Origin of the sequence: Massilibacterium senegalense, assembly GCF_001375675.1 — a bacterium.
GTDB lineage: Bacteria > Bacillota > Bacilli > Bacillales > Massilibacteriaceae > Massilibacterium > Massilibacterium senegalense.
Window position 1 is genome coordinate 1336895 of the sequence record NZ_LN831786.1, and the last position, 15041, is coordinate 1351935.

Here is a 15041-nt window from a genome sequence, read left to right on the forward strand (position 1 = left end):
ATAGGCGAAATTTATGTACTACTCTTCCTCATCGCTTTCGATTTATTTGCATTTGTCACTATTATAGGAAATATAAAATAAACTTGCAACTACTCTTGCAAAGAATAAAGAAGAATTCCCGTTGCAACAGCAACATTTAACGATTCTGCTTTTCCAATAATCGGGATGTATAAATTTTTTGTCGTCACGTTCAGTAGCGATTCTTGCACTCCGCTCCCTTCATTCCCAACTAATAAAGCAAAAGATTCCTGTCTTTTTACTTCGCGGTAATCTATCCCATTTAAAAGAGAGGTCCCGTACACTGAAATACCTACTGCCGTTAAGGAAGAAATGACGTTTTCTAAAGGTGCGTACACTACTGGAAGATGAAAAAGAGAGCCTTGGGTCGCACGAATTACTTTATCATTATAAATATCCACTGTTCCATTATTTAAAATAACCGCATCTATCCCACTGGCATCTGCTGTACGAATAATCGTACCAATATTTCCTGGGTCTTGAACCTGATCCACTAACAAATATTTTTTTCCTTTTTCGAATACAACCTCATCATGTTGTATTTGACATACCGCGACAATCCCTTGTGGATGATCTAACGTAGAAATAGTCTTCATGACACCACTTGTTACTTCGATTATTTGAATCGTTTCTTCAACGGTGGGTAGTTGAATCCCTCTACCTTCTTCTATCCAAATTTCTAAAATCAATCTTCGATGCTTCATCGCTTCTTCAATTAAATGCATCCCTTCGATTAAAAATAGATGTTCTTTTTCGCGTCCCTTTTTTGTATGCAATTTTTTCAACTGTTTTACTCGTACGTTTTGTACCGATTCAATTCGTTTCATTTTTTATCCTCGCTTTTGGTATAACTTTACCCGTTTTTTTTATACTAATGAATATAGCGTTACTTTTCAATACATGTTGTTTTACGTATGACGATAAAAAAGATAAAGGAGCTATAACGATGAATTTTTCCTTACGACAAGCAGTCATTCAAAACTTACAAGGATCCAGCGCTTCTGATTTACATCATACCATTACGGACGCGATACAAAAAAATGAAGAAGTCACTTTACCAGGGCTAGGAGTATTATTTGAAATATTATGGAAAGAAAAAGACACTTCGGCTCGCCAGCAATGGTTAGCAACATTAGAACAATATTTTCAATCTAATCAACCATGATTCGCCTGCACCGCCAAACATTTTCTCCATTTTAAAAGCCTGCCTATAAGCGATTGTGACGTTCCCTTATTAGGCAGGCTTTTTTTTATTTAGTTTTAAATGTTTTTAATAACGTTTGAAGTTCGCCGGCAGTTTCTGATAACTCTTTTGCAAAATTCGTTATCTCATGCATGGCATCAATTCGTTGTTGAGCGGATTTCGCCACATTACTTACGCCTTCTCCTGTTTGTCTGGCCATTTTTTCTGTTTCATCCGATGATGCCGCTACTTCTTCACTTGTAGCAGAAATTTCTTCAATAGAAGCTGAGATATCTTCGATTTGACTAGAAATTTGTTCGATTTCATCCAGGATTTTTTTGAATGTATCTCCGGCAAACTGTACTACTTCAATTCCTTTTTCTACTTGCCCCATTTCAGTATCAGTTGCTTTCACTACTTCTGCTGTACTCGATTGAATTTCCATAATTAAATCAGACACTTGTTTTGTCGATGAAGCTGTTTGTTCTGCTAAATTTCGTACTTCATCCGCTACAACAGCAAATCCTTTTCCAGCTTCTCCGGCGCGAGCTGCTTCAATCGCAGCATTTAACGCCAATAAATTCGTTTGATTCGAAATTTCATCAATTACACTAATAATATTTCCAATTTCTTTTGAATTTTCACCTAATTGCTTGACGAGATTACTAGTTTTCGAAACAGAATGATGGATTTCATTCATTTGCACAACTGCTTTTTCTACCGTTTTATTTCCTTCTGTGACGTTTTGACTAGCTTGTCTAGCAAAATCAGCTACAGTTGTAGAAGATTCCGCTATTCTACTTACACCAATTGCCATATCTTCCATCGCAGTTGCCGCTTCGATTACTCCATTAACCGCTTGCGTCGTCAATTGTTGTACGTTATCTAATACATCTGCACCTTGTTCAGTAGATAAAGCAATTTCACTTGCACCGTTACTTACTTGTACAGAGGAAGTCGCCACATGATTTGCACTCGTTTGTACTTTATGTACTAAATCTAGTAAATTATGTTTCATTTGATTAAAGGCTTCCGCTAATTCTGTTAATTCATCTTTCGTATTAATCACAATATCTTCTTCCGTTAAGTCTCCATCTGCAATTCGCGAAGCACTATCTCGCATTTGTTTGATTGGAGAAGATAATTTATTTCCGTAAAAAATAGCCATAATAAATCCAACAATAGTAGCAATAACGACAATAACAAATGTTAAAATAATTAGTCGAGTAGCGGAATCACTAATATCAGCACTTTTTTGATTTGTTAAAGTGGTTTGTAAATCTTGTAGCGCTTGTCCTTTTTGTTGTAATAACACATCTACATCACGAATTTCTTCGTCTGTTTTCGCTATTCCAACAGCATCATTGTTTTTCGTAGCAGTAATCATTTCTTCTGAAATCTTATCTAATTCCTCTTTTGCAGCAACGATATCATCTAGTAGTTTTTTCCCTTCAACAGTCGATGCTTTACTTTGAATTTGAGAAAATAAATCTTCGTATCGCTTAGTTGCATCATTGTATGCATCCAAGTAAACTTGATTTTTGCTCATCGCGTACCCACGTAGCGCTTTTTGTTCGCGATTGAGCTGATTGAACATCTCCTTCACATCAGCCATTATTTCCATGTCATTTTTCACAAGTTGGGAATAGTTTTTGTCTGCTGCAATAAGTGCAGTAGCCGCAATTCCGACTGTAACAACCATTAAAACAATCATTACAGTAAAAGCGACAATTAATTTTCCTTTAACCGTCTTCATCCTTTTCATCCTTCCTATTTAACAAATTTCTGTTTCATCCCAAAGTAACATTTCCCTATTTAAAAAGTATTAGTCCTATTCTTCATAAAATATTCTAAAAATTAGTTATTTATACAATTCTTTTTATGCCTATATTCTGTTTTAACCTATAAAATACTCGTTCATCTTACCTTTTGCAAATTTAAGTAATCGATATTTTTTTTGTTTTATACACAATATCGTATTTTAATACTTATATTACCATTATTTAAAAGGTATTTATAAGCAAAAAACAGTAAAAAAGACTCACCTACAAATTTAAGTAAGTAAGTCTTTCTCTCTATTATGCTTAAAAAACGATGTTTTCGTATGTTTGTCTGTCTAACCGTTTAATGACTTCTACTACTAATTTTACTGCATGTTCAAAATCATCGCGATGAATCATCGTTGTATGCGTATGTAAGTATCGCGTTGCAATCGTAATCGATAACGCAGGTACTCCGTTTGCAGTTAAATGAATACTACCTGAATCTGTTCCGCCTCGGGCAACAGAATCTAATTGATACGGGATTCCTTCTTCATCTGCTACTTGTAAAACGAAATCACGAAGGCCAGTATGAGGAACCATTGATGCATCATAAATAATAATTTGCGGTCCTTCTCCTAATTTCGATAAAGCATCTTTTGCAGTTACGCCTGGTGTATCTCCTGGAATACCAGTATCAACAGCAAAACCGATATCTGGTTGAATCGCATAAGCAGCTGTCTTTGCCCCGCGAAGTCCAACTTCTTCTTGTACTGTCCCAACTCCGTACACCGTATTAGCATGTGGCACATCTTTTAATTGTTTTAATACTTCGATTGCAATCGCACAACCAATTCGATTGTCAAACGCTTTACACATTAACATTTTTTCATTGTTCATTACGGTAAATTCACTATATGGAACAATTTGACACCCTGGTTTTACTCCCCATTCATATGCCTCTTCTTTATTAGATGCAGCGATATCAATATACATATCTTTAATATCCGTTGGTTTTTTACGGCTTTCTGGTGTTAAAATATGCGGCGGTTTAGAACCAATTACTCCGACAACATCGCCTTTTTCTGTTACGATTGTGACACGTTGAGCTAACATTACTTGTTCCCACCAGCCACCAACTGTTTGGAAGCGAACAAAACCTTGATCATCTACTTGTGTAACCATAAAGCCCACTTCATCTAAATGACCAGCCACCATAATTTTTGGTCCAGCTTCATCTGTTCCGTTTTGTTTAGCAATTAAGCTTCCTAAACGGTCTGTTGTCATTTCATCCGCGTATGGTGCAATATAACGTTTCATTACATCACGCACTTCATGTTCAAAGCCAGATGTTCCTTTCGCTTCCGTTAATTCCTTTAACATTTTTAATGTTTCATCCATCATAACTCCCTCACTTTCCTATACTAATTATTATTCTACTATATTTTATGATACATACCAAAACTTTTCGATTATCCGTTCTTGTTGCTCTTTCATTTTATGACTCGTCAATAAACTAATCGTCACATACGCAACGAAAGAGAATAAAATAGCTGGGACGACTGGGTGCATACCTAATGGACGAGGATAATACAAACTTAATAAAATAAAACTTAACACCCCTACGAGCATTGAGGCAATCGCTCCGTATTTATTTCCCCTTTTCCAATATAGTCCAAGTACAATTGGCCAAATAAATGCTGCCTCAAGTCCACCAAAAGAATATAAGTTTAACCAAATTAATAAATTAGGCGGTTGTAAAACGAAGAAAAATACAGCTAAACCTAAAATAGCGGTAATTATCATCGTAATATGTTTGATTTGTCGATCTGAAATATCTGGTTTAATGTAACTAATATATACATCTTTTATAATAGTAGAACTAATCATTAACAACAAGGAACTAACAGTCGACATAATAGCAGCCATGGGAGCAGCTAGTACGATTCCCGCTAACCAATCTGGTAATACTTTTAACGTAATAAGCGGCATTACTGTATCTCCGACTTCAATTCCCGGCATAATCGCACGAGCAAAAACACCTATTAGATGCATACCAAGCATAATAAATCCAATCATCACCGTTCCGATAATAATAGCTTGATGCATCGCTTTAGAATCTTTATACGTCATCGCTTTTACGACCACTTGTGGTACACCAACGACACCTATTCCAACTAAAATCCAGAAAGATGAAACAAATGCCTTTGATAATGTACCATCAGCTCCAAATGGCGTAATTAAATTAGGATTTTCTTGTTTTAACGTATCTACAATGGATTCTATGCCACCACCAGCATAAACAACCGCAACAAAAATAATGATTGTACCAAAAAACATAATAATTCCTTGAATTAAATCTGTAATCGCAACTGCTCGAAACCCACCAATGGTCACATACACTAAAACAGCTAATACAAAAATAAATAAACTAACTTGATACGGTAAATTGGTAATCGATTCAATAAGGCGACCACCACCAATCCATTGTGCTGCCATCGCGGCAAATAAAAATAATACAATACTAATAGCCGATAAAATAACCACCCATTTGCTTTCATAACGAGCTTTTAAAAAATCAATAATCGTGACTGCTTCAATTTTTCGGGCAACAATCGCAAATTTTTTTCCTAATACACTTAATGTAAAATAACCTGTCACTAGTTGTGTCATCGAAAGTAGCACCCATCCAAGCCCGACTGTATAAGCGGTACCAGGACCACCGATAAAACTAGAAGCACTACTAAATGTTGTAACAATCGTCATCGCCAATAATAAGCCACCTAATTCACGACCACCAAGAAAATATTCTTGCAAAAATTGCGGCGCTTTTTTAACATGACGCGAGGCATAAATTCCAACGGCAAACATCGCTAGTAAATAAATGATAAGTGGAACAATGACACCAACATTCATTTTTTATCGCCTCCTTCTTCGAATGGAACCTCTTTAAAAAATAATTTCACCACCACTGTAACGATGAAAGAAAAAACGATAAAACCAACTACACAACTATAAAAAAACCAATCTGGTAATCCAAAAATATACGTATAATCTTCTACTTTTCGTTCTCCTAACCCATATCCAAAACCATACCACCATACGAAATTGGCGATTGCTAAAACAATCCCAATCATTGCTTCTTTATTTGCTACTTTATAACGGGGATCTATTCGTTTTTCTTTTTCCATCTTTCCCGTCTCCTTTAATAGCCTTGATTTTGACGCTCGTGATTTTTCTCATTTTTATCCACATATGCTTGTACTACTTCTTCTTGCGAAAACCCTAATGCATCCCCAAGTATGAAAAAACTTGTGCATAACTGATTGTACGTTTCTTTTGTTGCAGACTTGCGCATGTGAATGACACACTTATACATATGTAAAAATAACGTTGTAATACTACTTTCTGTCGATACCACTGCTATCATAGGATCTGTCCACCCTTTCTCTAAACCTAAAGATAAAATAAAATGTAATCCATCTACATATTCTTCTAAAATAACAGCGCGTTCTGATGGTCCTTTTTGACTCCAATATTTAAAACAACGTGTTTCATTTGCTAACTCTCCTAATTCGACTAGTAAGGCAAGTACTTTTTCTTCATATACATCTGTTTGTTCTAATTGATGTTCTTTTTTAATACGGTCATCTAACACTTTTTGCATGTCGAACAATCTTTCCAAATTCATTTCCCATTTCCCCTTCCGATTATTTTTTCTTTTTTTATTATAACAATCTAATGATTGTAGAATAGAAAAAAAGACGATTTTTCTATAAAGAAAAAATCGTCTTTTTTTCTGTCTTATTTGTTTAATGCTGTTTTTGCTTGTTCTGCAAGTGCAGTAAATGCTTGTGCATCATGAACAGCTAAGTCAGCTAACATTTTGCGGTTTACTTCTACTCCAGCGAGTTTTAAACCGTGCATTAAACGACTGTAAGAAAGACCGTTCATACGAGCTGCTGCATTAATACGTGTAATCCATAATTTACGGAAGTCACGTTTTTTCTGACGGCGATCGCGGTATGCATATTGTAATGATTTCATTACTTGTTGATTTGCTGTTTTGAATAATGTATGTTTAGAGCCGAAATAACCTTTTGCTAATTTTAGAACTTTTTTACGACGACGACGTGTCACTGTTCCGCCTTTTACTCTTGCCATAGTTTATACCTCCCGATTTCTAAAACGATTTAGTTTTAGTTTTTCTTGTAAGTTAAAAGTGTGCGAATGCGTTTGTAGTCACCTGAAGAAACAATCGCTGCTTTACGTAATTTACGTTTTTGTTTTTGGGATTTATTCCCGAATAAATGGCTTGTGTAGCCGTGAGAACGTTTTAATTTTCCAGTACCTGTTTTGCGGAAACGTTTTGCTGCACCGCGGTGTGTTTTCATTTTAGGCATGTGATTCTCCTCCTTGATAAACTTTACTTATCCTTTTCTGATTTTGGTGCTAAAACTAAAAACATGTTACGTCCGTCCATTTTTGGTTTTGATTCTACGACTGCGATATCTTTACATTCTTCAGCAAAACGATCTAACACTTTTTTACCGATATCAGAATGCGTAATCGCACGTCCACGGAAACGAATCGAAGCTTTTACTTTGTCGCCTTTTTCTAAAAACTTGCGACCATTACGTAATTTCGTATTGAAATCATTTTCTTCGATTGTTGGACTTAATCGTACTTCTTTGACGTTAATAACTTTTTGTTTTTTACGAGCTTCTTTATCTTTTTTCTGTTGTTCGTATCGATATTTTCCATAATCCATAATACGAGCAACAGGCGGTTTTGCATTAGGTGCAATTAAAACCAAATCTAAATTTGCTCGACTTGCAAGTTCTAAAGCCTCTTGACGTGTTTTGACACCAAGTTGTTCTCCATTCGTATCAATGACACGAAGTTCACGAGCACGAATGCTCTCATTGATAAACTGTTCTTTGCTAATCGTGAGCCACCTCCAAAAAATTAAACAAGTGTTGCATTAAAATCACACTAACAAAAAGTTCATTGAGGCTTGCTTGTGAAAACAATATAAAAAAATGTGGGTACTTTTGTACCCACATTCATTTAAACGAATTCATTCATTTTATGTTCAAATGATTTAACCTGTCAACAACTGATTAGCGTCAATCAGGCGAGAAGCGGGGCCTCTTCTTTTACACTTATTTATTCGATTCATACTTGAATATTGTACCCTATCTATTTCCCTTTGTCAACTATTATTGATGACTTTTTACTTGTTCATGTAAACGAGCAATAAATGCATCAATCGAAATAGTTTCTGATTGTTTTTCTCCGTATTTACGCACATTAACCGCATTATTTTCTACTTCTTTGTCACCGACAACAAGCATATACGGAATTTTTTGCATTTGTGCTTCGCGAATTTTATATCCTAGTTTTTCATCCCGATCATCCACTTCTACACGGAATCCTTCATCTAACAGACGTTCTTTTAATTGATCTGTAAAGTCATGATGCACGGAAGAAACAGGGATAATTTGTGCTTGAATTGGCGCTAACCAAGTTGGGAATGCACCTTTATATTCTTCAATTAAGAACGCAACAAAACGTTCCATTGTAGAAACAACCCCACGGTGGATTACGACTGGACGATGTTCTTTTCCATCTTCTCCAATGTACGATAATTCAAATCGTTCTGGTAATAAGAAATCTAATTGAACAGTAGATAATGTTTCATCTTTTCCTAAAGCAGTGCGCACTTGAACGTCTAATTTCGGCCCATAGAAAGCAGCTTCTCCTTCTGCTTCTACATATTCCGCACCTAAATCATCCATTGCTTGTTTTAACATCGATTGTGCTTTTTCCCACATCTCATCGTTATCAAAATATTTTGTTTTATCTTCTGGATCACGATAAGATAAACGGAAATAATAATTGTTAATATCAAAGTCTTTGTATACGCGTTGAATTAATGTGACAACTTTTGTAAATTCCTCTTGGATTTGATCAGGGCGAACGAAAATATGTGCATCATTTAATGTCATTGCACGAACACGTTGAAGCCCTGCAAGTGCTCCGCTCATTTCATAGCGGTGCATCGTACCAAGTTCCGCAATACGAATCGGTAATTCACGATAGCTATGCAATTTATTTTTATATACCATCATGTGGTGTGGACAGTTCATCGGGCGAAGAACCAATTGTTCATTATCGATATCGATCGGTGGATACATATCCTCTTGGTAATGATCCCAGTGACCACTTGTTTTATATAATTCGACGCTACCTAAATGCGGCGTATAGACGTGATTATATCCTAAACGTGTTTCTAGATCAACAATATATCGTTCTACAATACGACGAATGGTCGCTCCTTTTGGTAACCAAATCGGTAAACCTTGTCCAACTTTTTGAGAAATCGTAAACAACCCTAATTCTTTTCCCAGTTTACGGTGGTCACGTTCTTTTGCTTCTTCTAGTAAACGTAAATGTTCTTTTAATTCTTCGTTCGTACTAAATGCTGTACCGTAAATACGTTGTAACATTTTATTATTGCTATCCCCGCGCCAATACGCTCCTGCAATACTCATTAATTTAAATACTTTTAATTTTCCTGTAGATGGAACATGTGGACCGCGACAAAGGTCAAAAAACTCCCCTTGATTGTAAATTGTAATAGTTTCATCTTCTGGAATAGCACTAATAAGCTCTACTTTCAATTCGTCGTCTAACTTTTTGTACATTTCTAACGCTTCATTGCGAGACACTTCGCGACGAGACACTTCGATATTAGCTTCTACAATTCTTTTCATTTCTTTTTCGATTTTTGGAAGATCTTCCGGTGTAATCGCTCGTTCCATGTCAATATCATAATAAAAACCATTTTCGATTACTGGACCTACGCCCAATTGAATTTTTTCATCTTTAAACACGCGTTTAATCGCTTGTGCCATTAAGTGGGCAGTAGAATGACGAATAATTTCAAGTGCATCTTCATGATCAGGAGTCACAATTTCAAGTGATCCATCCACTTCAATTTCTCGTTTTAAATCAATTAATTGTCCATTTAATTTCCCGGCAAGTGCTTTTTTCTTTAATCCTGGACTAATCGATTGCGCAATCACTTCTGTTGTAATGCCGTTTTCAAATTCTTTCACGTTTCCATCTGGAAAGGTAATGCGTACCATGTGATCACTCCTTTATAAAAATAAAAAAACCCATCCCTAATAAAAGGGACGAGTTTATGCTCGTGGTTCCACCCTTCTTCCTGCACAAATAAAATAATTTCGTACAGCTTTAGAAGTATGATGAAATAACGGTTCATCTAACCGGCAATCATTACTGAATATTCACAATTGCTACTCCGAGGTGGTAAACTATTTTCACACGTTAGAAAGCTTGCAGCTAAAACTTTCCTCTCTGGGAACGTTTCAAAAATAATTCGTGTCCTCATCATTGTATATTATTATGTTCTTCCTAATTATAGGCATTAATCGTTAAAAAATCAAGCATTATCACATTTTCTTTTATGAAAGAATCGTCCTGATAAAAAGAGACAGACTCTTGAAAAATATTTTGAATCGTTTGGATAAATAACGCATCTCTTTCTTTCGTATAAATCATAATCTTTTTAGGAGCTAACGATAATAAACTAGCTAAAATTGGTGGTGTATGTTGCAACTCTATATATTGAAATAACCGTTTATCTATCCAACTCATGTTTTCCCCTAATGTTTGCTTTTCTTCCGGGTGAACAAACAAATGACATTCTTTTTTATGGTAGGAAAGATAAATAGTATGTATCCATGATGTTTTTGTTTGAACATACCTTCTCCATTCTTCGATTAAATTTTGATATTCTTGCTCCATTTTATATTCATCGATTGCGATTTCGAGAAAAGAACAGAGCAATGCTTTATACCTTTTTAATCGAAAACGGAAAAATGACGTAATATCAAAAAAAGACGTTTCCTGAAGTAGAATAAAAAAATCTTCTTCTAATAGTTTCTTGCGAATATCTTTCGGTTGATTAGGAATATTTTCCCTTTCCCCATTTACTAATTCATTCATCATAAAAATAATTTCATTGATTTCCTCTTTGTCATAATAATGGAACTTTTTTTGTAAAAGTTCCATCGTAAATGACTGTTCATAAAAACGAAGTACGTAATGCGCTAAAGCTCTTGAAATAGATTTTTTAATAAAAATAGTTGGAATACATTCTGCTTGTTTGCATATGTTTACAAATGCATCAGAAACGGTGACATGGACTTGTCCATCCATTTTTTGTTCCGCTAATATCTTCTTCATGTATGAAAAGAAATAAAGGGCCTCCGTTTCATCCTTTAAATCAATCGAAACCATGAAATGTCCTCCTTACTCCACAACATTTAATACATATATATGGAGAAAGCAAACTATCATGACACAAAAAAAGCTACCTCTTTCGCGTTAGAGGTAGCTTTCTATTAATTTTGCATCGTAAAATCTTTATTGGCCATTTCTTTCTCTTCAAAAGTGTGTAAAATGTTATATTTCGTATCGCGCTGTGCAGGGATTTTTCCTGCTTCCCGAATTAACTGTAAAATTAAATTTGTATTTACTTTATGTGTAGCACCCGCTGCTGATACGACATTTTCTTCAATCATCGTACTGCCAAAATCATTACATCCATAAGACAAAGACAACTTTCCGATTTCAGGTCCCATTGTTACCCAAGAAGATTGGAAGTTCGGAATATTATCTAAATACATCCGAGAAATAGCTAATGTTTTCAAGTAATCACGTGGTGTTTGCTTTTCTACATCACTCATATTTGTGTTTTCCGGTTGGAATGTCCACGGAATAAATGCTAAAAATGGTTCTGCTTCATCTTGTGCATCGCGAATTCTTTTTAAGTGTAAGGCTCTTTCTTCGTACGACTCTCCAAAACCGATAACCATTGTTGCGGTTCCGTGCATGCCTACCTTTTTCGCTGTTTTCATACATGCAATCCAGTCTTGCCAAGATGTTTTTATACGGCTAATTTTATTTCTAGTCCGTTCATCTAAAATTTCGGCTCCTCCACCTGGCAACGAGTCTAAACCTGCTTCATGCAATTGTTTTAATACTTCTTCAAGGGAAAGCCCGCTTACTTCAACCATTTTCCACACTTCTGCTGGTGAAAAAGAATGCATCGTTATGTCAAACCGTTTTTTTATTTCACGAAGTAAATCCGTATAGTAGCTAAATGGTAAGTTTGGATTTGTCCCACCTTGCATTAAAATTTCAGTACCACCAATATCAACAGTTTCTTGGATTTTTTGAAAAATGGTTTCGTTATCTAATACATATCCTTCCTCGCTACCAGGTGCCCGGTAAAAAGCACAAAAACGACAATACGTATCACATACGTTCGTATAGTTAATATTCCGACCGATGACAAAGGTTGTAATGGGTTCTGGGTGAAAGCGTTTCATCACTTCGTTCGCCACTTCTCCCATTTTTTCTACTTCATCACTTTCATATAATTGAATAACGTCTTGCTCGTTTATTCGTTCACCGTCTAATACACGTTTTAGAATATCATCAATTGCCATGATAACCCTCCATTACAGTAAAACTCCTGCTAGTATATTTTCTAATCGCACGTGCGCTTTGTACGTTTTTATTAAAGCGCTTTCTCTATAAAAATATTTATTTCATCGTATCATAAAAAACAAAAAAAGTCTGTGACAACTATTTATAAATGCGTCGGTTATCTCCTCCGATATATACCGGTGTTGTTAAGTGGCGAATCCGTTCCATAATCCGCTTTGCTTTTAATTCTTCAAAATCTCCTTGCATACTTACTTTAAAATGTTCTTCTAATTCCTTTAATGTTTTATTCGATGTATAAATGGTTGGTAATTTTTCCATCATACGATACTGCAAAATAACTCCAAGCACATCGTCCCGAATCCAACTGGACATCGATTCTGCCCCGATGTCATCTAACATTAAAATCGGTGCTTCTTTTACGACGTTAATTTTTTCTTGTAATGAATTATCTTTTATCGATTGTTTCATTTCTCTAAAAAACTCCGGTGCATACACGATAAGCGAGGATATATTTTTTTTGACTGCTAATTCATTCGCTAACGCACCGAGTAAATACGTTTTTCCAACCCCAAATTTCCCATAAAAATAAAGACCTTTAATAGGCTCCCCTTTTTCATATCGATCGACAAAATCCAATGCCTTCATAATAGCTTCCGAACGATGCGGGTCATTCAAATCCATATTTTTGAACGAAGCTTTACAAATTTCTTTTGGTATAAATAAACTTTGAATAAGCTGATCACGACGAACAATTTCATCGTATCGTACTTTTAATGAACATTTCTCATATGATATATGCATCATTTGATGATGAGAAATGAGATTAGGTGTATAACCTTGCATTAAATTAGGACAGTTATCCAACCCTGGACATTGTTCGCAATGTTCTTTTTCCATTTTATACTCAAGTAACTTCGATAAACTACGCCCTACTTTTTCGCGATTAATCTCTGGATGTTTTTCTAGAAAATCTTGAATTGGCCGGTACGATAAAATTTGTCGCTTTTGTTCTTCATACCGTTTACGAAACTCTTCGTTATTCATAAAATGCTTCAACGCATTTTGGATTGGTTCCATTATCTTCACCTCTATTCCTTTTGCTAAACAACGTTCACACTAAAGATTTTTAATTCTTTCTTCTAAAAGTTGTTTTTGCTGTTTCCAAGTTTCCTCGTCTACTTCTGTATCTTTTTCAGACATCCAATCGCCCATTTTTTCCACTTTCCGTCCCTTTTTCACAGATGGCATATTGGAATTTTTTTGCCATTTCTTTGACTTGTTATGTTCTTGTTGTGCAAAATCAATTGCTTCTTGCACTGTTTTAATTTTTTTCCGTGACCAGTGTGCGGCAATTTTTGTTACTAAAGGACCCGGTAATTTCCCATCATTTGTTTTCAAAACATAATCAATTAAGACATTGACAACTCCTGGTGTTAACTTTTGTTCAAACATAATGGTTTCTATTAGTTTCAAATCTACAAGTGCTGGTTTCCCACCATTTGCATAGGAACGTAACACATCATAAGGAGATAATGTTTCAAATTGATGTACGATTTTTTGTTTTTGTGTTACTACTTCCTCTTTTTTCATTTCTTTTAAGTTTTCTGGTTGATGTCGTAATGTTAAAAATGGTAACTTTTCTTGAATATTAATTTGATACCATGCGGCGATTTCCGTCCGTAAAAGGTCGATTGGAAATGATTCTTGATGTAAACAAACTTGTTGAATCATTTCACTCATTTGTTGTTCATTCAGGTGATAAATTGTCGCTAATTTCCAAATACTATCTCTTATTTCTTCAGTTAACCATTCTTTTGGTACAATCACGTCGGGAATCATCTCTAAACATAAATCTAAATGGAAAAATGACTCTTCTTCATATTCCACACCAGGTTCGACGCGGTCAACCAATTCATATCGTTCATCTTCCATAATCGCTTTCGTATCATCCGATAACACCAATTCGGACTCCATCACATTCGTAAACACTTCTGGAAAACTTTTTGTAATATCCTCATATCCGTCTTTTGGAATTTTATGCATTTGAAATTGTCTTTTTATCATTTGAAATTGCGTTTTCCCTAATCGATTAAACAAATAAGCAGCTAACCACTCTTCTTTAAAAAATGCCTGTGGGGATAAAGGTGGGCATAACTCGTAAATAAAAACTCGCTTTTCCTCATCTTTTTTTTGATAGACATGAAGCAACCCTAATCCTTCTAATTTTAACCTATCATGATAAATATCCGGTAATGTTTGAGATGACATCAACATTAAATAATGATGGCTGTGCGGTTTCGTTACGTAACTTTTTACATTTAACATTCCCCATAACGTCATATATAAACTGTAAGCAGAAGCCCCAATAATCGGTTGATATAATAACGTTAAAACTTTCTTGTCAAATTCATGTAAAATTCCATTCACCTTTACAATAAACGTATCTGTCGGTAATAAGTGCTTCCAAGAAGTAGTCATATAAAAACTCCTTCCAATCATGATGAAAAAAGAGCAAAACAGAGATGTTTAGCTCT

General features: G+C 35.2%; 15 protein-coding genes and 3 other annotated features (1 of these 18 cut by a window edge). Of the genes, 1 reads left to right on the top strand and 14 read right to left on the bottom strand.

What is annotated here, in order from left to right; genetic code table 11:
• Window positions 1-41 (bottom strand) — a binding site (T-box leader) (it extends 182 nt beyond the left edge of the window).
• A 48-nt stretch (window positions 42-89) separates the two neighbouring features.
• Entirely contained in the window at window positions 90-845 is a 756-nt protein-coding gene (locus tag BN1372_RS10060; RefSeq protein ID WP_062199089.1) for a TrmH family RNA methyltransferase, read from the bottom strand.
• A gap of 119 nt (window positions 846-964) precedes the next feature.
• On the opposite strand from BN1372_RS10060, the gene sspI reads away from it, so the two are divergent.
• Window positions 965-1183 carry a small acid-soluble spore protein SspI gene (sspI, locus tag BN1372_RS10065; protein ID WP_062199092.1) on the top strand — a complete coding sequence of 73 codons (219 nt, stop codon included), beginning with the start codon at window positions 965-967 and terminating at the stop codon, window positions 1181-1183.
• An 85-nt stretch (window positions 1184-1268) separates the two neighbouring features.
• On the opposite strand, the gene BN1372_RS10070 is transcribed toward sspI, so the two are convergent.
• From BN1372_RS10070 to BN1372_RS10130, 13 genes are all read right to left on the bottom strand, one after another.
• A complete protein-coding gene (locus BN1372_RS10070; RefSeq protein ID WP_062199094.1) occupies window positions 1269-2957 on the bottom strand; it encodes a methyl-accepting chemotaxis protein in 1689 nt (562 codons plus the stop codon).
• 328 nt (window positions 2958-3285) lie between these two features.
• On the bottom strand, window positions 3286-4365 hold the full coding sequence (locus BN1372_RS10075) for a M42 family metallopeptidase (protein WP_062199096.1): 1080 nt from the start codon (window positions 4363-4365) through the stop codon (window positions 3286-3288).
• A 42-nt stretch (window positions 4366-4407) separates the two neighbouring features.
• Window positions 4408-5877, bottom strand: coding sequence for a sodium/pantothenate symporter (gene panF / locus BN1372_RS10080; protein ID WP_062199098.1), 1470 nt, complete (start codon window positions 5875-5877; stop codon window positions 4408-4410).
• Entirely contained in the window at window positions 5874-6152 is a 279-nt protein-coding gene (locus BN1372_RS10085; RefSeq protein WP_062199101.1) for a YhdT family protein, read from the bottom strand. The genes panF and BN1372_RS10085 overlap by 4 nt, the downstream gene beginning before the upstream one ends.
• A gap of 14 nt (window positions 6153-6166) precedes the next feature.
• Window positions 6167-6652 (bottom strand): dUTP diphosphatase, encoded by a 486-nt coding sequence (locus BN1372_RS10090; RefSeq protein WP_062199102.1) that lies wholly within the window; start codon window positions 6650-6652, stop codon window positions 6167-6169.
• A gap of 113 nt (window positions 6653-6765) precedes the next feature.
• The gene (gene rplT / locus BN1372_RS10095; RefSeq protein ID WP_062199105.1) at window positions 6766-7125 is read right to left on the bottom strand and encodes a 50S ribosomal protein L20; all 360 of its coding nucleotides are present in this window, start codon (window positions 7123-7125) and stop codon (window positions 6766-6768) included.
• Between the two features lie 35 nt (window positions 7126-7160).
• Window positions 7161-7364, bottom strand: coding sequence for a 50S ribosomal protein L35 (gene rpmI, locus BN1372_RS10100; protein ID WP_062199106.1), 204 nt, complete (start codon window positions 7362-7364; stop codon window positions 7161-7163).
• Window positions 7365-7387: 23 nt separating this feature from the next.
• A complete protein-coding gene (infC, locus tag BN1372_RS10105; protein ID WP_074018177.1) occupies window positions 7388-7930 on the bottom strand; it encodes a translation initiation factor IF-3 in 543 nt (180 codons plus the stop codon).
• 61 nt (window positions 7931-7991) lie between these two features.
• Window positions 7992-8126 (bottom strand) — a sequence feature (ribosomal protein L20 leader region).
• A gap of 57 nt (window positions 8127-8183) precedes the next feature.
• On the bottom strand, window positions 8184-10115 hold the full coding sequence (thrS, locus tag BN1372_RS10110) for a threonine--tRNA ligase (RefSeq protein WP_062199110.1): 1932 nt from the start codon (window positions 10113-10115) through the stop codon (window positions 8184-8186).
• 41 nt (window positions 10116-10156) lie between these two features.
• Window positions 10157-10393, bottom strand: a binding site (T-box leader).
• Between the two features lie 11 nt (window positions 10394-10404).
• Complete coding sequence (gene ytxC, locus BN1372_RS10115; protein WP_062199112.1) at window positions 10405-11292, bottom strand: sporulation protein YtxC; 888 nt, start codon at window positions 11290-11292, stop codon at window positions 10405-10407.
• Between the two features lie 104 nt (window positions 11293-11396).
• Window positions 11397-12506, bottom strand: coding sequence for a cyclic dehypoxanthinyl futalosine synthase (mqnC, locus tag BN1372_RS10120; RefSeq protein WP_062199114.1), 1110 nt, complete (start codon window positions 12504-12506; stop codon window positions 11397-11399).
• Window positions 12507-12645: 139 nt separating this feature from the next.
• Entirely contained in the window at window positions 12646-13584 is a 939-nt protein-coding gene (gene dnaI, locus BN1372_RS10125) for a primosomal protein DnaI (RefSeq protein ID WP_062199116.1), read from the bottom strand.
• Between the two features lie 39 nt (window positions 13585-13623).
• Window positions 13624-14985 carry a replication initiation and membrane attachment family protein gene (locus BN1372_RS10130; protein WP_062199118.1) on the bottom strand — a complete coding sequence of 454 codons (1362 nt, stop codon included), beginning with the start codon at window positions 14983-14985 and terminating at the stop codon, window positions 13624-13626.
• Between the last annotated feature and the right edge of the window lie 56 nt (window positions 14986-15041).

Coding starts and splice junctions, on each gene's coding strand:
- BN1372_RS10060 (WP_062199089.1), bottom strand. CDS start 845: ATGAAACGAATTGAATCGGTACAAAACGTACGAGTAAAACAGTTGAAA.
- sspI (WP_062199092.1), top strand. CDS start 965: ATGAATTTTTCCTTACGACAAGCAGTCATTCAAAACTTACAAGGATCC.
- BN1372_RS10070 (WP_062199094.1), bottom strand. CDS start 2,957: ATGAAGACGGTTAAAGGAAAATTAATTGTCGCTTTTACTGTAATGATT.
- BN1372_RS10075 (WP_062199096.1), bottom strand. CDS start 4,365: ATGATGGATGAAACATTAAAAATGTTAAAGGAATTAACGGAAGCGAAA.
- panF (WP_062199098.1), bottom strand. CDS start 5,877: ATGAATGTTGGTGTCATTGTTCCACTTATCATTTATTTACTAGCGATG.
- BN1372_RS10085 (WP_062199101.1), bottom strand. CDS start 6,152: ATGGAAAAAGAAAAACGAATAGATCCCCGTTATAAAGTAGCAAATAAA.
- BN1372_RS10090 (WP_062199102.1), bottom strand. CDS start 6,652: ATGAATTTGGAAAGATTGTTCGACATGCAAAAAGTGTTAGATGACCGT.
- rplT (WP_062199105.1), bottom strand. CDS start 7,125: ATGGCAAGAGTAAAAGGCGGAACAGTGACACGTCGTCGTCGTAAAAAA.
- rpmI (WP_062199106.1), bottom strand. CDS start 7,364: ATGCCTAAAATGAAAACACACCGCGGTGCAGCAAAACGTTTCCGCAAA.
- thrS (WP_062199110.1), bottom strand. CDS start 10,115: ATGGTACGCATTACCTTTCCAGATGGAAACGTGAAAGAATTTGAAAAC.
- ytxC (WP_062199112.1), bottom strand. CDS start 11,292: ATGGTTTCGATTGATTTAAAGGATGAAACGGAGGCCCTTTATTTCTTT.
- mqnC (WP_062199114.1), bottom strand. CDS start 12,506: ATGGCAATTGATGATATTCTAAAACGTGTATTAGACGGTGAACGAATA.
- dnaI (WP_062199116.1), bottom strand. CDS start 13,584: ATGGAACCAATCCAAAATGCGTTGAAGCATTTTATGAATAACGAAGAG.
- BN1372_RS10130 (WP_062199118.1), bottom strand. CDS start 14,985: ATGACTACTTCTTGGAAGCACTTATTACCGACAGATACGTTTATTGTA.